This is a genomic window from Azospira sp. MPR-E4 (assembly GCF_058809645.1).
Window position 1 is genome coordinate 1 of sequence record NZ_JBXAST010000016.1, and the last position, 17,300, is coordinate 17,300.

Below are 17,300 nucleotides of genomic sequence, written 5' to 3' on the forward strand. Positions count from 1 at the left end.
TCCCCCGCCATGTTCTCCCGCCCCGGTACCGTCCTCGCCCGCTACCTGGCCCTGGCCTACGTCCTGCTGGTGATCTACGCCAGCCTGCACCCCTTCGCCGGCTGGCGCGACCTGGGCCTGTCCCCCTTCGCCTTCCTCGAGGCCGGCTGGCCCCGCTACTGGACGGCCTTCGACCTGGTGGTGAACGTGGGGGTGTACCTGCCCCTCGGCTTCCTCCTGGCCCTGGCCCTGCCCATGCCGGTCCTGCCGCGCCTGCTGCCCAGCCTGCTGGCGGTGCTGCTGGGCAGCGGCCTTTCCTTCGGCCTGGAGTCGGTGCAGACCTGGCTGCCCAGCCGGGTGCCCTCCAACCTGGACCTGGCCTGCAATGCCCTGGGGGCCCTGCTCGGCGCCCTGGTCGCCTTCTTCCACGGCGAGCACCTGTTCCTGCGCCTGACCCACTGGCACGGCCGCCTGGTGGCGGATCTGCCCCATGCCGAACTGGGGGCGGTGCTGCTGGGCCTGTGGCTGGTGACCCAGCTGTCGCCGGAAACCCTGCTCTTCGGCAGCGGCGACCTGCGCAGCCTGCTGGGCCTGCCCCTGGCCGTGCCTTTCGATCCGCCCGTGTTCCAGCTGGTGGAGGCCCTCATCGTCGGCGCCTCGGTTGTGGCCCTGGGCCTCTTCGCCCGCACCCTGCTGGCGCCCCGCTGGCCGGCCTGGGTCGGCCCGCCCCTGCTGATCCTGGCGGCCCTGGGGGTGAAGTCCCTGGCTCTGGCGGTGCTGGTCAGTCCCGGCGACGCCTTCATCTGGTGGAGCGAGGGGGCGCGCCTGGGCCTGCTGTGGGGCGGCATCGTGCTGGCGGTGCTGGCCTGGCTGCCGCCCAACTGGCGCATCGTCCTCGCCGGCCTGGCCCTGATGGCGGCCACGGTGCTGGTGAACCTGGCGCCGGAGAATCCCTATTCCGCCGCCGCCCTGGCCGCCTGGCGCCAGGGGCACTTTTTCAATTTCAACGGTCTTACCCGTCTGACGGCCGCCCTGTGGCCCTTCGTCGCCCTGCCCTACCTGATGCTGCTGGGGCGGCGGCTATAATCCGATCCCGACGTTTTTCCCTACCGGACTGCCCCATGAGCTACTACCAACACCACGCCTTCATCTGCTGCAACCAGCGCCCCGACGGCGAAACCTGCTGCAACGCCCTGGGGGCCAGCGAGCTGATGGCCTACGCCAAGGACAAGGTGGCCGCTGCCAAGCGCAACGGTCCCGGCCAGGTGCGCATCAACAAGGCCGGCTGCCTGGGCCGCTGCGACAACGGCCCGGTGATGGTGATCTACCCGGAAGAGACCTGGTACACCTTCCTCGACAGGTCCGACATCGACGAGATCGTGGAGGAACACCTGCTCCACGGCCGCATCGTCGAGCGCCTGAAGATCTGACCATGCGCGTCGAACCCGAACTGCTGCTCCTGGACGGTCCTGCCGGCAAGATCGAGGTGATCCTGGAGAATCCGGGCGCCCCCAAGGGCATCGCCCTCATCGGCCATCCCCATCCCCTCTTCGGCGGCGCCAACACCAACAAGGTGGCCCAGACCCTGGCCCGCACCCTGGTGCAGCTGGGCTATGCCGCCCTGCGCCCCAACTTCCGCGGTGTCGGCCAGAGCGAAGGCAGCCATGACGAGGGCCAGGGCGAGAGCGATGACATGCTGGCGGTGCTGGACTATGCGAAGGAGCGCTTCGGCCACCTGCCCGTGGTGCTGGCCGGCTTCTCCTTCGGTGCCTACGTCCAGGCCAAGGTGGCCGCCCGCCTCGCCGAAGCCGGCCACCCGGCCCAGCGCCTGGTGCTGGTGGGTACCGCCTCCGGCCACGTCGAAGGCGCGCGCCAGTACAACACCAGCGCCGTGGCGCCGGACACCATCGTCATCCACGGCTCCAAGGACGAAACGGTGCCTTTGGAAAACGTGCTGGCCTGGGCCGAGCCCATGGACCTGCCGGTGGTGGTGGTGGCGGGGGCGGACCATTTCTTCCACCGCCGCCTGCACGTCTTGAAAGACATCATCACCCGCGCCTGGAAACACTGACCAACCGATGCCGTGGCAGCCAGCAAGGACGGGCATCTCCGCCTTGCCTGGCCGGAGAACGGCATCCCTCCTGCCTTCCCGGGCAGGGCTCAAACAGAAATGGATAGGGCTCCTGTGCAACCTCTGATCGTCGAATCCCTGGTCAAGCGCTACGGCGATTTCACCGCCGTGGACGGCGTCTCCTTTGCCGTCGAGCCGGGCACCTGCTTCGGCCTGCTCGGGCCCAACGGCGCCGGCAAGACCACCACCCTGCGCTGCTGCCTCGGCCTCACGGCCCCGGAGTCCGGCGCGGTGCGGCTGAACGGCCTGCCCGTGCCGCAGGCGGCCAGGGAAGCCCGTCTGCGGACCGGCGTGGTGCCCCAGTTCGACAACCTGGACCCGGATTTCACGGTGGCCGAGAACCTGCTGGTGTACGGCCGCTACTTCGGCCTCAGCGACGCCGCGGTGCTGGCCCGCATTCCCGAGCTGCTGGAATTCGCCGGCCTCGGCGGCAAGGAAAAGTCACCCCTGAAAAGCCTCTCCGGCGGCATGAAGCGGCGCCTGACCCTGGCCCGGGCGTTGGTCAACGACCCGGACATCGTCTTCCTCGACGAGCCCACCACCGGCCTCGATCCCCAGGCCCGGCACCTCATCTGGGAGCGCCTCAAGGCCCTCACCGCCCGGGGCAAGACCCTTATCCTCACCACCCACTTCATGGACGAGGCGGAGCGCCTCTGCCACCAGCTGGCGGTGCTCGACCACGGCCGCCTGATCACCCAGGGCAGCCCCCGGGAGCTGATCGCCAGCCACATCGAGCCCCAGGTGGTGGAGGTCTACGGCGAAAACGCCCCGGCCTGGGCCGAAGGCCACGGCCATCTGGCGGATCGCTGCGAAATCTCCGGCGAGACGGCCTTCTTCTACTGCCGCGAGCCGGCATCCCTGCTGGAGGCCCTGACCGCCGCCCCGGGCCTGCACTACGTGCACCGGGCGGCCAATCTGGAAGACGTGTTCATCAAGCTCACCGGCCGCGAACTGCGGGACTGAGGGCTGCCTCCGGCCCCCGGGAATTCCCGGGGGCTATGCAAAGCCGGGCTTCACGCTACAATCTCCCCACCCATGACCCGGGCATCGACCCGGGCGCCGGCAGCGGCCCAGGGCCAGCCCGCTGCCTGTCGTTCCCCATAAGGCCCGACCACCACCGCACGACCTCCCGTATTCCGACTGGCAGGGGCCCTCACGCCCACCGCCGGCGCCATCCTAGGAGGAGTGCCATGCACGACGACAACCAGGGCCTGGTGGAGGCCTTCATCCCCTTCATGCGCAGCGTCGCCCAGTGCGAAAAGCAGCTGGAGAACCTCAATTTCACCTGGGGCATGATCGAGGCCACGGCCAAGATGAACTGCCCGGCCGAGGCCAAGACCATCCTGCCGACCATGGGCGCCACCCGGGAGGGCTTCGGCCGCCTGGAGCGGCAGCTGATCGAGAACCTGGTGCAGGAGAACATCCGCAAGGTGGTGCTGGAGATCGGCTCCAAGGCCCAGGTGGCGGTGGACATCCTGATCCGCAACCTCTACGAGCGCACTGCCGACGTGGGTTTCCTGGCCACGGACGAGGACATCCGCGACTTCATCCGCCAGCGCAAGGAGGCGCCGGACCAGGAGACCCTGGAAGGGGAGAAGGCCCGCATCCTGCGCCGCCTGCAGGAGTACCGGGACAAATACACGGTGTACGACGAAATCCTGGTGCTGGACCTCAACGGCCGGGTCATCGCCCACCTGGACGGCGCCAGCTCCGTGCTCTTCTCCCAGGACCCCCTGCTGCAGCAGACCCTGCACACCGACGGCTATGTGGAGACCTTCCGCGCCAGCGACCTGCGCCCCGGTCTGGAGCGGGCCCTCATCTACTCCCAGCGCATCGACGACGGCGACAGCGGCGAGCCCCTGGGGGTGCTGTGCCTGTGCTTCCGCTTTGCCGACGAGACGGAGAGCATCTTCCGCAACCTGCGTCGCCGGGAGGACCGTTCGGTGATGCTGCTGCTGGACGCCCAGGGCACGGTGATCGCCTCCAGCGATGCCGACCACGTGCCCCTGGGCCGCCGCCTGGAGCAGGTGCGGGATGCGGATTACCGCATCGTCGATTGGGGCGGCCGCGAGTACCTGGCCAGGACCTGCCCCACCCGGGGCTACCAGGGCTACGTCGGGCCCGGCTGGGTGGGCCATGTCATGGTGCCGGTCAGCTCCGCCTTCCGCGCCGGCCTGGGCCAGGCCGCCGAGAGCCTGCCGGCGGAGGTGCTGGAGGGCGTGCTGGCCCACGCCGACACCTTCTGCCCGGCCCTGGCCGATATCGCCCGGGGCGCCGAGGGCATCAACCTCTCCCTGCGCCGGGTGGTGTGGAACGGCCAGATCATGGCTGCCGACAAGCGGGGCGACCTGCTCAAGCTCAAATCCGTGCTGCAGCAGATTTCCGAGACCGGCGACCGCACCAGCGACCTCTTCGCCCGCTCCATCGCCGACCTCTACCAGACCGCCATCTCCTCCAGCCTGCAGGACGTGCAGTTCATCTCCCGCCTGATGATCGACATCATGGACCGCAACCTCTACGAGCGGGCCAACGACTGCCGCTGGTGGGCCCTCACCTCGGCCCTGCGCCGCAGCATGGCCGCCGGCCGTCCCGGCGAGGCGGAGGCCCAGGCCATGGCCGGCATTCTGGAATACATCAACAGCCTGTACACCGTCTATTCCCGGCTTTTCGTGTACGACCTTTCCGGCACCATCGTCGCCGCTTCCAACCTGCACGGCGACAGCCTCAACCTGGTGGGCAAGAAGGTGGATGCGGGCTGGGTCCAGTCCGTCTTCTACCTGCCCAGCACCCAGCACTACTGCGTCTCCCCCTTCGAGAAGAGCTGGCTCTACGGCGGCCGCCCCACCTACGTCTACAACGCCGCCATCCGTCATCCCGACGATCCGGCCAAGGTGGTGGGCGGCATCGGCATCGTCTTCGACGCAGCGCCCCAGTTCGCCGCCATGCTGGCCGATTCCCTGCCGCCCCAGGCCGGGGCCTTCGCCGTCTTCGCCGAGCGCAGCGGCCGCATCATCGCCTCCTCCGACGAACGCTTCCCGGCGGAAAGCCTGCTGGAGGTGGACAAGAGCCTCTTCGCCGCCGCCAACGGCGAGGGCCGCTCCCGGGTGGTGCAGCTGGCCGGGCGCACCTGGATCGTCGGCAGCACCGCCTCCTTCGGCTATCGGGAATTCAAGAACAGCGGCGACTACAGCAACGACGTGGTGGCCCTGGTGTTCGTTCCCGTGGGCGACGGCAGTGCTGCCGCGGCCCCCCGGGAGCGGCGCCCGGCGGTGCTGGAAGGCAGCTACGGCGACCTGCACGCCCGGGGCGGGCAGAGCGTGGAGCTGGCCACCTTCATCGTCGGCGACAAGGTGTACGGCCTGCCGGCGGCCGAAGTGCTGGAGGCGGTGGACCCGGCCCGGCTTTCCCCCATGAGCGGCTCCCGCCGCTATCTTTGCGGCGTCATCAGCTTCCAGAGCGGTGGCGGCGACAGCGGCACCCTGGTGCCGGTGGTGGACATGCGCTTCCTCCTCAACTACCCGGCCAAGGAGGTGGACAACCACAGCCAGATCGTCGTGGTGCGGGTGCGGGACGGCCTCATGGGGCTGCTGGTGGACGATCTCTATGCCGTGCCCGAATTCGACGCCGAGCGCCTGGAGCCGATCCCGGAGATGATCCGCCAGGACGCCGGCTACGTGCAGGCCATCATCAAGCCGCGCCAGCCGGACAGGGAAAAAATCCTCCAGGTGCTGGACCCGGAGCGCATCTGCGGCGCTGCCCAGAGAAAGCCGGAGTCCGCCGCGGGCGGCGAGGCACCGCGCCCGGCGGCGCCCCTGCGGGCCATCGGCGGGCCCGGAGGCGGGCGCTGAAGGGGGCAGGGCAAGGGGGCAGGGAAAGGAGGCAAGCGCAGGGCTGCCGGGCAAAAATCCGACCCCGGACAGAGGCGCTTTACCTGGATCAAATCCAGCTGCCGTCGGCCTTGACCCTCCCCGGGCCGGCGGCCAGAATCCGCCCCCATTCGGCTTCCGCTTTCGGAACACGGTGCAACTCCGTGGCGGGCCCGCCGCTGTAATCGGGGACGGTCGTTCCACGGCGTGGTGCAGTTTTTCCACGCCACCCACTGCCGCAGAAAATGCGGCGGGAAGGGGGAACCCAGTAGCAGGACCGGTCGATCCGTAAGCCAGAAGACGGGCGGAAGTCGTGGAGTTCCAGGCAAAGGGCTCCGGCGGCATGTTTCTTTCGAGACAGGCCGCCGGAGCCCTTTTGCTTTTTTTTTTTCATACCTTCGCGGGAGGACCCCATGAAAGCCACCACTCAAGTTACCAGCCAAGCCACCACTGCCCAGCAGGCCGCTGTCCAGCCCACCCAGTCCGCCGCCCCGGCCCCGGTCATCGCCAGCCGCAAGTCCTGCAACCCGGACGGCATCGGCCTCTCCCACTACGTCCTGATGGACCGGAAGGCGGCCAAGTGAACGGTCCGGCTCCCCATCTGCCCCGGCTGCAGCCCTACGACATCGGCCATGAGCGCTACGTGGCCCTGCTGCACCCGGAGACCGCCTTCTGGTCCCTGGTGGACAAGGACCGGGTGGAGGCGGAATTGTGCGGCAGCGAGCTGGCCGAGCGCTTCCAGGCCCAGGCGGCGAAGTTCGCCCAGGAAATCCACGCCCTCCGCTTCGAGCTGAAGCCCTCCGGCGTCTATGTGAACCCGACGGAACGCTGCAACCTGGACTGCACCTACTGCTACATCCCCGACACCCTGCGCCGCCACGGCAGCGATATGCCGGCGGAACGGCTGCTGGGGGCCCTGCAGCGGCTGAAGGAATACTTCGCCACGGTGATGGACGGCGGCGAGGGGGCGCGCAAGCCCCGCCTCATCTTCCACGGCGCCGAACCCCTGATGAACCGGGAGGCCCTGTTTGCCGCCATCGACCTGTTCCAGGACGATTTCGCCTTCGGTGTGCAGACCAACGGCACCCTGCTCACCGATGCCGCCGCCGACTTCCTCATGCAGCGCAACGTCAGCATCGGCCTTTCCCTGGACGGTCCCACCGCCCCCATCACCAACGCCACCCGCCACACCTGGGCCGGCCAGGGGGTGCACCAGCACGTGCTGCGGGCCATGGAGCGGCTCCAGGGTTACGGCTCCTGGAGCGTCATCACCACCTGCACCACGGAGAACCTGGCCCACCTCACCGACATGGTGGAGCTGTTCCACCGCCACCAGGTGCCCACTTGCATGCTCAACGCGGTGCGCTGCACCCTTTCCGGCGCCCGGGGGGTCAAGCCGGCGGACGGGGATTTCGCCCGGGCCTTCATCGCCGCCCTGGAGCGGACCCACGAGCTGTACCGGGAGACCGGGCGCAAGCTGGTGGTGGCCAACTTCGCCAACATCCTGCTGGCCATCCTGGCTCCCACGGCGCGGCGCCTGATGTGCGACATCTCCCCCTGCGGCGGCGGCCGGGCCTTCTTCGCCCTGGCGGCAGACGGCGGCCTCTTTCCCTGCAGCGAGTTCATCGGCCTGCCGGCCTTCGAGGGCGGCAACCTGTTCACCGACGGCGTTGCCGCCGCCCTGGAATCGCCAGCCTTCAAGGAAGTCACCGGGCGGGACGTGGACAAGTTCGAGCCCTGCGCCTCCTGCCCCATCCGCCACTTCTGCGGCAGTCCCTGCCCGGCGGAGGCCAACGAGATGAACGGCGGCATGGAGAAGACTGGTGCCTTCTGCCAGTTCTACGAGGAACAGGTGCGCTACGCCCTGCGCCTGATTGCCGATGGCAAGTCCGACGACTTTCTCTGGGATGGCTGGGACCAAGGCACGGAGACGGTTTTCAGCGCCTGCTGAGGCCCGTTCGAGGCCCGTTTGCCCCCGGTCGGCGGCCCCGCCCCGACCGGGGTGCTTACCTTCCGGGCGCCAAGGCCGGATAATGGCGCCATGAATGCCGCCACTTCCTCCGCTTCCCTCTACGCGCCGCCCCGCCTTTCCGCCCGCTGGTTCCCCGTGTGGCAACGCAATTTCCTGGTCTGGCGCAAGCTGGCCCTGCCTTCCATCCTGGGCAACCTGGCCGACCCCCTGATCTACATGCTGGGCCTGGGCTACGGCCTGGGCAGCATGTTGCCGGAGGTGGCAGGCACCTCCTACGTGGCCTTCCTGGCCGCCGGCACGGTGTGCGCCAGCACCATGAACGCCGCTACCTTCGAAGCCCTTTATTCGGCCTTCTCCCGCATGCACGTGCAGAAGACCTGGGAGGCCATGCTCAACGCCCCCCTGGAGCTGGAGGACGTGATGCTGGGCGAGCTGATCTGGGCCGCCACCAAGAGCCTCCTTTCCGGCTGCGCCATCCTCACGGTGATCTTCGTCCTCGGCCTCTCCCATTCGCCCCTGGCCCTGGGAGTGCTGCCGGTGATCCTGCTCACCGGCCTGGCCTTTGCCGCCCTGGGCCTGATCGTCAATGCCCTGGCGCCCTCCTACGATTTCTTCATGTACTACTTCACCCTCTTCATCACCCCTACCATGCTGCTTTCCGGCGTCTTCTTCCCCCGGGAACAGCTGCCGGTCCTGGTCCAGGGGCTGACCGAGGCACTGCCCCTGACCCATGCCGTGCAACTGGTGCGGCCCCTGCTGCAGGGCCAGGTGCCGGCCAATGCCCTGCTGCACGTGGCGGTGCTGCTGGCCATCACCGCCGTCGCCTTCCTCGTCGCCCTGGTGCTGACCCGGCGCCGCCTACTGCGCTGAGATGGCGGCAGGCGCAGGCAGATCAAAACGCGAAACGCCGCTCTCGGCTAAGATGGCCCCATGACCACCTCTAAAAAAGCCAACCCGGTACTGCTGGTGCAGACCAATTGCCCGGACGGCGAAACCGCCGCCCGCCTCGCCGCCGCCCTGGTGGATGCCCGTCTGGCGGCCTGCGCCAACGTGCTGGCGCCCTGCGCCTCCATCTACCGCTGGCAGGGCAAGGTGGAGATGGCCACCGAGACGCCCCTGCAGCTGAAGACCGCCGCCGACCGCTTCCCCGAACTGCGGGCCCGCCTGCTGGAACTGCATCCCTACGATGTGCCGGAGATCGTTGCCTGGCCCGTGGCCGAAGGGCTGCCCGATTACCTCAACTGGGTCGTGACCGAGACCCGCCCCGAGTGACGCCGTGATTGCTTCCCTGATTTCCCCGTTGTGGCGCCGGCTGCTGCCGTGCCTGATCCTGCTGGGCCTGGCCCTGCCCGTGGCCGCCCAGGAATTCCTCGATCCCCTGGTGGCCTTCAAGCCCGAAGCCCGGGCCCTGGACGACAAGACCGTGGAGGTGCGCTACAGCATCGCCAAGGGCTATTACCTGTACCGGGACAAGTTCAGGTTCGCCGCCGAGGGCGCCACCCTGGGCACCCCCGTGTTCCCCGCCGGCAAGCAGAAGCACGATGACAACTTCGGCGACGTGGAGGTCTATTACAAGAGCGTGGCCATCCGCCTGCCGCTGAGCGCCAACCAGTCCGGCCCCATCACCCTCAAGGTGACGGCCCAGGGCTGCGCCGATGCCGGGGTCTGCTACCCGCCCCAGGAACAAAAGCTCAGCGTCACCCTGCCGGCCCCGGGCAGCGCCCCGGCCGCGGTGCCCGACGCCGCCGGCGACGAGAGCGGCCATATCGCCGGCCTGCTGCAGAACGCCGGCTTCTGGCTGGCCGTCTCCACCTTCTTCGGCTTCGGCCTGCTGCTGGCCCTGACGCCCTGCGTCTTCCCCATGATCCCCATCCTCTCCGGCATCATCGTTGGCCAGGGGCACCACGTTTCCCGCAGCAAGAGCTTCCTTCTCTCCCTGGCCTACGTGCTGGGCATGGCGGTGACCTACGCCGCCCTGGGGGTGGCCGCCGGCCTCACCGGCACCCTGCTCTCCGCCGCCCTGCAGAATCCCTGGGTGCTGGGCGCCTTCGCCGCCGTCTTCGTGGTGCTGTCCTTCTCCATGTTCGGCTTCTACGAGCTGCAGCTGCCCAGCTTCCTGCAGAGCAAGCTGTCGGAAGAGGCCAGCCACCTGCACGGCGGCCACCTGGCGGCGGTGTTCGCCATGGGGGCCCTGTCGGCGGTGATCGTCGGCCCCTGCGTCGCCGCCCCCCTGGCCGGGGCCCTGCTTTACATCGGCCAGAGCGGCGATGCGGTGCTGGGCGGCGCCGCCCTTTTCGCCATGGCCCTGGGCATGGGCGTGCCCCTGCTGCTGGTGGGCCTCTCCGCCACCACCCTGCTGCCCCGGTCCGGACCCTGGATGGAAGCGGTGAAGAAGGCCTTCGGCGTCATCCTCCTCGGCACTGCCCTGTGGCTGGTGTCGCCGGTGCTGCCGGCGGCCCTGGTGATGGCCGGCTGGGCCCTGCTGCTGATCGTGCCGGCCGTCTTCATGCACGCCCTGGACCCCCTGCCGGCCACGGCCAAGGGCTGGCAGCGCTTCTGGAAGGGCATCGGCATCGTCATGCTGCTGGCCGGCGCCGCCCTGGTGGTGGGCCTGGCGGCCGGCTCCCGGGACCCCCTGCAGCCCCTCAAGGGCGTGGTGGCGGCCAATGCGGCGGCGGGCGGCGGGGCCGAGGCTCCCGCCCTGCCCTTCGTCCGGGTAAAATCCGTGGCCGACCTGGAAGCCCGGGTCAAGGCGGCGGGCAAGCCGGTGATGCTGGATTTCTATGCGGACTGGTGCGTCTCCTGCAAGGAAATGGAGCGCTTCACCTTCGCCGACCCCAAGGTCCGGGCCAAGCTGGCCGGCTTCACCCTGCTGCAGGCCGACGTCACCGCCAACAGCGAGGACGACAAGGCCCTGCTGCAGCGCTTCAAGCTGTTCGGCCCGCCCGGCATCATCTTCTTCGACGCCGCCGGCCAGGAAATCGCCGGCCTGCGGGTGGTGGGTTTCCAGGAGGCCACCCCGTTCCTCCAGGTCCTGCAGCGGGTGGCCCCGGGCGCCTGATTGGTGAACCGGGTTGATCTTTTCGCCCGATATTTTTCGCTTTTGGCCCGGCCTCGTCTGGCCTAATATGGCATGACCCCATGGGGAGTTGCCTGCCGCCGCGGTGGGCCTGCCCAGAGAACAGCTCAATAAAATTCAACTTATAACAACATGACTTCCACCCCTTCCCTGCCGGCCGTGGCCCTGGTGGCCAGCTGCGAACTGCCCACGCCCTGGGCCGTCTTCCGCCTGCACGGCTTCCAGGAAACCGCTTCCGGCAAGGAGCATCTGGCCCTGACCCTGGGCCAGGTGGGCGACGGCGTGCCGGCCCTGACCCGCCTCCATTCCGAATGCCTCACCGGCGACGGCCTCTTTTCCCTGCGTTGCGACTGCGGTCCCCAACTGGAGGCGGCCCTGGCGGCCATCGCCAAGGAGGGCCGGGGCGTGCTGCTGTACCTGCGCCAGGAAGGCCGGGGCATCGGCCTGCTGGACAAGCTGCGGGCCTACGCCCTGCAGGACCAGGGCCTGGACACGGTGGACGCCAACCGGGCCCTGGGCCTGCCCGACGACGCCCGGGACTACGGCGTCGCCGCCGCCATGCTCAACACCCTGGGGGTGCCGGCGGTGCGCCTGATGACCAACAATCCGGCCAAGGTGTCGGCCCTCACCGCCCGGGGCGTCAATGTGACCGAGCGGGTGCCCCATGTGGCCGGCCGCGGCCCGCGCAACCAGGACTACCTGGAAACCAAGGCGGCTCGCATGGGCCACCTGCTGCCCTGGCTGGAACAGGACTAGGTTCCCTTGCCGGCGGCCGTGGCCGCCGTTCTGCCCGGGGGCGGTCCCCATCCGGAGCCCCCCGGTGCGGCGTGATAAAATCCCCTTCCCCAACCCCAAAATTCCGAGATAAATCCATGTTTTCCGGTATCGTCGCGGCCGTCGGTCGCATCACCCATCTGACCGCCCGTGAGGCCGGCTTCCGGCTGACCGTGGAGCCCGGCAGCCTGGACATGACGGACGTGGCCCTGGGCGATTCCATCGCCCACAACGGCGTCTGCCTCACCGTGGTGGAAAAGACCCCCAGCCACTACTGCGTGGACGTTTCCCCCGAGACCCTCTCCTGCACCGTGGGCCTGGCCGAGCCCGGCCCGGTGAACCTGGAGAAGGCCCTCTGCCTGGCGGACCGCCTCGGCGGCCACCTGGTCTCCGGCCATGTGGACGGGGTCGGCACCGTGACCCGCTTCGACCTCATCGGCGAAGGCAAGGAAGCCAACCGCCTGCTGCAGATCGAGGCGCCGGCCGAACTGGCCAAGTACATCGCGCGCAAGGGTTCCATGACCGTGGACGGCGTCAGCCTCACCACCAACACGGTCAGCGGCAGCACCTTCAGCATCAACCTCATCGCCCACACCCTGGAAGTCACCACCCTGAACCGCCTGCACGTGGGCGCCAAGGTGAACCTGGAGGTGGACCTCATCGCCCGCTACGTCGAGCGCATGCTCAATCCGGAAGCCTGAACGCCATGAATGCCGCTACTGCCAGTGCCATCTCCCCGATCCAGGACATCATCGCCGACATCCGTGCCGGCAAGATGGTCATCCTGGTGGACGAGGAGGACCGGGAAAACGAAGGCGACGTCATCATCGCCTCCGACTTCATCACCCCCGAAGCCATCAACTTCATGGTCACCCACTGCCGTGGCCTGGTCTGCCTCACCATCACCGAGGAACGCTCCCGCCAGCTGGGCCTGACCCAGATGGCCCGGGACAACAAGACCCCCTACGGCACCGCCTTCACCGTTTCCATCGAAGCCGCCGAAGGCGTCACCACTGGCATTTCGGCCCACGACCGGGCCCGCACCGTGCAGGCCGCCGTGGCCAAGAACGCCGGTCCCGACGACATCGTCCAGCCCGGCCACATCTTCCCCATCACCGCCAAGCCCGGCGGCGTGCTGGTGCGCGCCGGCCACACCGAGGCCGGCTGCGACCTGGGTGCCCTGGCCGGCCTGGAGCCATCCTCCGTCATCTGCGAGATCCTCAAGGAAGACGGCACCATGGCCCGCCTGCCGGACCTGATCGAATTCGCCAAACTGCACGGCCTCAAGATCGGCACCATCGCCGACCTGATCCACTACCGCAGCGAACACGAAACCCTGGTGGAGCCCCTGCGCGTCAAGACCGTGCAGACCCCCCACGGCGAGTTCCAACTGCACGCCTTCCACGACCGGGTGGCCGACGAGGTGCACCTGGCCCTGGTCAAGGGCGAGATCAAGGCCGATCAGGAAACCCTGGTGCGGGTCCATGAGCCCGTCTCCGTGCTCGACTTCCTCGACCCTGCCGGCGGCGTGCATACCGTCTCCATCGACCAGGCCCAGCAGGCCCTGGCCAAGCACGGCAGCGGCGTCATCGTGCTGCTGCACCGGCCCCAGAGCGGCAGCGACCTGCGCGCCGCCCTGTGCCCGGAAAAGGCCGCCGCCCCGGCGCCGAAGAAGTGGGACCCGCGCATCTACGGCATCGGTGCCCAGATCCTGCGCCAGCTGGGCGTGCGCAAGATGAAGCTGCTCTCCAGCCCGCGCCGCATGCCTTCCATGACCGGCTTCGGCCTCGAAGTCACCGGTTTCGTCACCGACATTGAAAAGCCCTGAGACCATGGCCCGCTACGACAACATCCCCGAACACGACATCAACCTCAACGGCGCCGGCCTCAAGGTCGGCATCGTCATGGCCCGCTTCACCCTGGACGTCTGCGAAGGCCTGCTCTCCGCCTGCACCGCCGAGCTGCAGCGCCTGGGCGTGGCTGCCGGCGACATCACCATCGCCACCGTGCCCGGCGCCCTGGAGATTCCCCTGGTGCTGCAGACCATGGCCCAGACCGGCAAGTACGACGCCCTGGTGGCCCTGGGGGCGGTGATCCGCGGCGAGACCTACCACTTCGAGGTGGTCTCCAACGATTCCTGCCGCGGCGTCCTGGAAGTGCAGCTGAAGACCGGGGTGCCCATCGCCAACGGCATCCTCACCACCGAAAACGACGATCAGGCCCTGGTCCGCATGCAGGTCAAGGGCGCCGACTGCGCCCAGGCCGCCGTGGAAATGGCCAATCTGCTCAAAGCAGTCGGCAAGTAATTTATCCGCCGGGAGCGCCCCACCGGGGCCGCCCGGCCAACCTGAAGTGAAGGCAACACCATGACCGAAGCCAAGAAACCCGCCGGCAAGCCCGCCGCCGCCAAATCCCCCCGCCGCCGTTCCCGGGAATTCGCCCTGCAGGGCCTGTACCAGTGGCGCATCGGCGGTCAGGACGAGGCCGCGATCGAGGCCCACATGGCCGACGTCTCCGGCTTCGACAAGGCCGACCGGGAATTCTTCGTCGGCCTGGTGCGCGGCGCCCTGGCCCAGCGGGAAGCCCTGGTGGCCGAACTGACGCCCTTCCTCGACCGGGGCTTCGACGAGATGTCCCCCATCGAGGCCTGCATCCTGCTGCTGGGCGCCCTGGAGCTGACCCATCATCCGGAAACGCCCTACAAGGTCATCATCAACGAGTGCATCGAGCTGGCCAAGGGTTACGGCGGCACCGACGGCCACAAGTACGTGAACGGCGTCCTCGACAAGCTGGCCGGCAAGCTGCGGGCGGCCGAGGTCGAAGCCAAGCGCAGGCAGCAGCGCGGCTGATCCGGCATTCCCGGCGGGGCACAGCGGCCACGGAGACTTCTCTGTGATCCCTGTGCCCTTTCTCTTGCCTCCGTTTTTCCCCGACTGTCCGCCCCCGAGCCAAGCCGCCCATGCCTTCCGAGTTTGAACTGATCGCCCGCCACTTCGCCGGCCCGACCCCGGGGGCCGTGCTCGGTCCCGGCGACGACTGCGCCCTGCTGCAGCCCTCCCCCGGCATGGAGCTGGCGGTGACCACCGACATGCTGGTGGCCGGCGTGCACTTCCTGCCCGACACCGATCCCGAAGGCCTGGGCTGGAAGACCCTGGCCGTCAATCTTTCCGACCTTGCCGCCATGGGCGCCAAGCCCCGCTGGGTGCTGCTGGCCGGCAGCCTACCCGAGGCCGACGAGGCCTGGCTGGCCGCCTTCGCCAAGGGCTTCTTCACCCTGGCCAGGGCCAGCCAGGTGGACGTGGTGGGCGGCGATACCACCCGGGGCCCGCTCAACCTGTGCGTCACCGCCCTGGGCGAAGTGGCGCCGGGCCAGGCCCTGCGCCGGGACGGCGCCAAGGCCGGCGATGACCTGTGGGTCTCCGGCCAGCCCGGCCTGGCGGCCCTGGGCCTGGCCCAGCTGCAGGGCAAGATTGAACTGCCCGAGGCCCTGGTGCAGCGCTGCCTCACCGCCTTGCAGCGGCCCCGGCCCCGCATTGCCCTGGGCCTGGCCCTGGTGCAGCGGCAGCTGGCCACGGCGGCCATCGACATTTCCGACGGTCTGCTGGCTGACGTGGGTCATATCGCCGAGCGCTCCGGGGTGGAGCTGCGCCTCAACGTGGGCCAGTTGCCCCTGCTGCCCAGGGGCGTGGACCCGCTGCTGGCCCAGCGCTGCCAGCTGGCTGGCGGCGACGACTACGAACTGGCCTTCACCGCGCCGGCGGAAAAACGTATGGCCCTGGCGGCCCTGGCCGCCGACCTGGAACTGCCCCTGTGGCGCATCGGCTACGCGGCCGAAGGTGCCGGGGTGAGCCTGTATGATGGCGACGGGGCGCCGTTGCCCCCCGAATTCATGGATCAATTCAAGGGATATGACCACTTCCGTGCGACCTGACCTGCGCTTCCTCTTCTCCCATCCAGCCCACTTCGTCGCCTGCGGTCTGGGCAGCGGCCTCTCCCGCTTCGCCCCGGGCACCGCCGGCACCCTTTTCTCCTGGGCCGTCTATTCCCTGATCCGGCCCAATTTCGACGAAATCGGCTTCCTCGTCTTCCTCCTGGTGTGCTTCGTCGGCGGCGTGCTGGCCTGCCACCGCACCGGCCGGGACCTGGGGGTGGTGGATCACGGCTCCATCGTATGGGACGAGATCGTGCCCTTCTGGCTGGTGCTGTTCTTCTGCCCGGTGGGCCAGTTCTGGTGGCAGACGGCCCTGTGGCAGACCGCGGCCTTCCTGCTGTTCCGCATCTACGACATCTTCAAGCCCTATCCGGCCAACTATTTCGACGAGCAGGTGAAGAACGGCTTCGGCGTCATGATGGACGACGTCTTTGCCGGCCTCTACACCATCCTCTCCCTGGCCGTGTTGCACTTCGTCCTGGGGCGCCTGCTGTGAGCGGTGGGCCCGCCCAGGCCGAGCTGGAGGCCCTGGCCGCCGCCGTCGGCGAAGCCCTGCTGCAGCGGGGCGAGCGCCTGGCCACCGCCGAGTCGTGCACCGGCGGCTGGATCGGCCAGTGCTGCACCGCCATCGCCGGCAGCTCCAACTGGTTCGACCGGGGCTTCATCACCTACAGCAACGAGGCCAAGCAGGACATGCTCGGTGTGCCGCGCCAGACCTTGCGTAGCGAAGGGGCTGTGTCGGAAGCCACGGCAGGCGCCATGGTCCAGGGTGCCATTGCCAGGAGCCGCGCCCAGTGGGCGCTGGCGGTCAGCGGTATCGCCGGTCCCACCGGCGGCACCCCGGCCAAGCCGGTGGGCACGGTGTGCTTCGCCTGGGCCGGCCCCGAGGGCTGGGTGGCGCTGGAAACCCGCCATTTCGTCGGCGACCGGGAGGCGGTGCGGGCCCAGACCGTGGCCCATGCCCTGGACGTGCTGCGGCAGCGGCTGCAGGCGCCGGTGCTGGCCTAAGCCCCGGGCCTGGATTACCATCGGCCCATTCCCCCTTTTTCCGCGGAGCGCGCCATGAAAGGCAACACTGAAGTCATCAAGCTGCTGAACGAACTCCTGGCCGGCGAACTGATGGCCCGGGACCAGTACTTCATCCACGCCCGCATGTACGAGAACTGGGGCCTGAAGAAGCTCAATGAGCGCATCTGGCACGAGATGCAGGACGAAACCGAGCATGCCGACTGGCTCATCAAGCGCATCCTGTTCCTCGAAGGCACTCCGGGCATGACCCCGGCCAAGTCCATGAAGATCGGCAAGACCGTGCCGGAGATGCTGAAGAGCGACCTGGCCGTGGAAATCTCCGTGGTCAAGGAACTGCGTGCCGCCATGGCCCGCTGCGAGGCCCACAAGGACTACCTGACCCGGGACATGCTGCTGAAGATGCTGGACGACACGGAAGAGGACCACACCCACTGGCTGGAACAGCAGCTGAAGCTGATCGAACTGGTGGGCCTGGAAAACTACCTGCAGTCCCAGATGGGCGACGCCGCCTGAGCCGCTGCCGCCCCGCCAGTCAAAAG

The 17,300-nt window shown here is 68.6% G+C and carries 19 protein-coding genes and 1 riboswitch; all 19 genes read left to right on the top strand.

The window, feature by feature from the left end; all coding sequences use genetic code 11:
• The coding region (locus AC1RTA_RS07025) for a VanZ family protein (protein WP_492784348.1) at positions 1-1,065 on the top strand (1,065 nt) is incomplete at its 5' end.
• Positions 1,066-1,100: 35 nt separating this feature from the next.
• A complete protein-coding gene (locus tag AC1RTA_RS07030; protein WP_014235836.1) occupies positions 1,101-1,409 on the top strand; it encodes a (2Fe-2S) ferredoxin domain-containing protein in 309 nt (102 codons plus the stop codon).
• A gap of 2 nt (positions 1,410-1,411) precedes the next feature.
• Positions 1,412-2,050: an alpha/beta hydrolase gene (locus AC1RTA_RS07035; protein WP_014235835.1), complete on the top strand. Its 639-nt coding sequence runs from the start codon at positions 1,412-1,414 to the stop codon at positions 2,048-2,050.
• A gap of 114 nt (positions 2,051-2,164) precedes the next feature.
• On the top strand, positions 2,165-3,073 hold the full coding sequence (locus tag AC1RTA_RS07040; protein ID WP_492784349.1) for an ATP-binding cassette domain-containing protein: 909 nt from the start codon (positions 2,165-2,167) through the stop codon (positions 3,071-3,073).
• Between the two features lie 227 nt (positions 3,074-3,300).
• Entirely contained in the window at positions 3,301-5,958 is a 2,658-nt protein-coding gene (locus AC1RTA_RS07045; protein ID WP_492784350.1) for a chemotaxis protein CheW, read from the top strand.
• A 140-nt stretch (positions 5,959-6,098) separates the two neighbouring features.
• Positions 6,099-6,299, top strand: a riboswitch (cobalamin riboswitch).
• A gap of 90 nt (positions 6,300-6,389) precedes the next feature.
• Complete coding sequence (gene cbpA, locus AC1RTA_RS07050; protein WP_492784351.1) at positions 6,390-6,560, top strand: modified peptide precursor CbpA; 171 nt, start codon at positions 6,390-6,392, stop codon at positions 6,558-6,560.
• Complete coding sequence (gene cbpB / locus AC1RTA_RS07055) at positions 6,557-7,927, top strand: peptide-modifying radical SAM enzyme CbpB (RefSeq protein ID WP_492784352.1); 1,371 nt, start codon at positions 6,557-6,559, stop codon at positions 7,925-7,927. Before cbpA ends, cbpB begins: the two co-directional genes overlap by 4 nt.
• Positions 7,928-8,017: 90 nt before the next feature.
• Positions 8,018-8,818 carry an ABC transporter permease gene (locus tag AC1RTA_RS07060; RefSeq protein WP_416243521.1) on the top strand — a complete coding sequence of 267 codons (801 nt, stop codon included), beginning with the start codon at positions 8,018-8,020 and terminating at the stop codon, positions 8,816-8,818.
• A 60-nt stretch (positions 8,819-8,878) separates the two neighbouring features.
• Positions 8,879-9,220, top strand: a complete 342-nt coding sequence (cutA, locus tag AC1RTA_RS07065) for a divalent-cation tolerance protein CutA (RefSeq protein ID WP_014235829.1) — start codon at positions 8,879-8,881, stop codon at positions 9,218-9,220.
• A gap of 4 nt (positions 9,221-9,224) precedes the next feature.
• Positions 9,225-11,009, top strand: a complete 1,785-nt coding sequence (locus tag AC1RTA_RS07070; RefSeq protein ID WP_416243523.1) for a protein-disulfide reductase DsbD — start codon at positions 9,225-9,227, stop codon at positions 11,007-11,009.
• A 150-nt stretch (positions 11,010-11,159) separates the two neighbouring features.
• Positions 11,160-11,783: a GTP cyclohydrolase II gene (ribA, locus tag AC1RTA_RS07075; RefSeq protein ID WP_014235827.1), complete on the top strand. Its 624-nt coding sequence runs from the start codon at positions 11,160-11,162 to the stop codon at positions 11,781-11,783.
• A gap of 116 nt (positions 11,784-11,899) precedes the next feature.
• Entirely contained in the window at positions 11,900-12,502 is a 603-nt protein-coding gene (locus tag AC1RTA_RS07080) for a riboflavin synthase (protein ID WP_492784353.1), read from the top strand.
• A 5-nt stretch (positions 12,503-12,507) separates the two neighbouring features.
• Entirely contained in the window at positions 12,508-13,629 is a 1,122-nt protein-coding gene (gene ribBA, locus AC1RTA_RS07085) for a bifunctional 3,4-dihydroxy-2-butanone-4-phosphate synthase/GTP cyclohydrolase II (protein ID WP_014235825.1), read from the top strand.
• Between the two features lie 4 nt (positions 13,630-13,633).
• Positions 13,634-14,107, top strand: a complete 474-nt coding sequence (gene ribH / locus AC1RTA_RS07090; protein ID WP_014235824.1) for a 6,7-dimethyl-8-ribityllumazine synthase — start codon at positions 13,634-13,636, stop codon at positions 14,105-14,107.
• Between the two features lie 60 nt (positions 14,108-14,167).
• The gene (gene nusB / locus AC1RTA_RS07095; protein ID WP_014235823.1) at positions 14,168-14,650 is read left to right on the top strand and encodes a transcription antitermination factor NusB; all 483 of its coding nucleotides are present in this window, start codon (positions 14,168-14,170) and stop codon (positions 14,648-14,650) included.
• Positions 14,651-14,760: 110 nt separating this feature from the next.
• The gene (gene thiL / locus AC1RTA_RS07100; RefSeq protein ID WP_416243525.1) at positions 14,761-15,732 is read left to right on the top strand and encodes a thiamine-phosphate kinase; all 972 of its coding nucleotides are present in this window, start codon (positions 14,761-14,763) and stop codon (positions 15,730-15,732) included.
• The gene (locus AC1RTA_RS07105; RefSeq protein WP_205229603.1) at positions 15,710-16,228 is read left to right on the top strand and encodes a phosphatidylglycerophosphatase A family protein; all 519 of its coding nucleotides are present in this window, start codon (positions 15,710-15,712) and stop codon (positions 16,226-16,228) included. The genes thiL and AC1RTA_RS07105 overlap by 23 nt, the downstream gene beginning before the upstream one ends.
• Positions 16,225-16,740 (top strand): CinA family protein, encoded by a 516-nt coding sequence (locus tag AC1RTA_RS07110; protein WP_492784354.1) that lies wholly within the window; start codon positions 16,225-16,227, stop codon positions 16,738-16,740. The genes AC1RTA_RS07105 and AC1RTA_RS07110 overlap by 4 nt, the downstream gene beginning before the upstream one ends.
• Positions 16,741-16,794: 54 nt before the next feature.
• Positions 16,795-17,274 carry a bacterioferritin gene (bfr, locus tag AC1RTA_RS07115; RefSeq protein ID WP_492784355.1) on the top strand — a complete coding sequence of 160 codons (480 nt, stop codon included), beginning with the start codon at positions 16,795-16,797 and terminating at the stop codon, positions 17,272-17,274.
• Positions 17,275-17,300 lie beyond the last annotated feature (26 nt).

Excerpts from the sequence above, each read along its gene's own strand:
- AC1RTA_RS07030 (WP_014235836.1), top strand. The coding sequence starts at position 1,101 with ATGAGCTACTACCAACACCACGCCTTCATCTGCTGCAACCAGCGCCCC.
- bfr (WP_492784355.1), top strand. The coding sequence starts at position 16,795 with ATGAAAGGCAACACTGAAGTCATCAAGCTGCTGAACGAACTCCTGGCC.
- ribH (WP_014235824.1), top strand. The coding sequence starts at position 13,634 with ATGGCCCGCTACGACAACATCCCCGAACACGACATCAACCTCAACGGC.
- thiL (WP_416243525.1), top strand. The coding sequence starts at position 14,761 with ATGCCTTCCGAGTTTGAACTGATCGCCCGCCACTTCGCCGGCCCGACC.
- cbpA (WP_492784351.1), top strand. The coding sequence starts at position 6,390 with ATGAAAGCCACCACTCAAGTTACCAGCCAAGCCACCACTGCCCAGCAG.
- ribBA (WP_014235825.1), top strand. The coding sequence starts at position 12,508 with ATGAATGCCGCTACTGCCAGTGCCATCTCCCCGATCCAGGACATCATC.
- cutA (WP_014235829.1), top strand. The coding sequence starts at position 8,879 with ATGACCACCTCTAAAAAAGCCAACCCGGTACTGCTGGTGCAGACCAAT.
- AC1RTA_RS07045 (WP_492784350.1), top strand. The coding sequence starts at position 3,301 with ATGCACGACGACAACCAGGGCCTGGTGGAGGCCTTCATCCCCTTCATG.
- AC1RTA_RS07035 (WP_014235835.1), top strand. The coding sequence starts at position 1,412 with ATGCGCGTCGAACCCGAACTGCTGCTCCTGGACGGTCCTGCCGGCAAG.
- AC1RTA_RS07060 (WP_416243521.1), top strand. The coding sequence starts at position 8,018 with ATGAATGCCGCCACTTCCTCCGCTTCCCTCTACGCGCCGCCCCGCCTT.
- AC1RTA_RS07105 (WP_205229603.1), top strand. The coding sequence starts at position 15,710 with ATGACCACTTCCGTGCGACCTGACCTGCGCTTCCTCTTCTCCCATCCA.
- AC1RTA_RS07080 (WP_492784353.1), top strand. The coding sequence starts at position 11,900 with ATGTTTTCCGGTATCGTCGCGGCCGTCGGTCGCATCACCCATCTGACC.
- ribA (WP_014235827.1), top strand. The coding sequence starts at position 11,160 with ATGACTTCCACCCCTTCCCTGCCGGCCGTGGCCCTGGTGGCCAGCTGC.
- nusB (WP_014235823.1), top strand. The coding sequence starts at position 14,168 with ATGACCGAAGCCAAGAAACCCGCCGGCAAGCCCGCCGCCGCCAAATCC.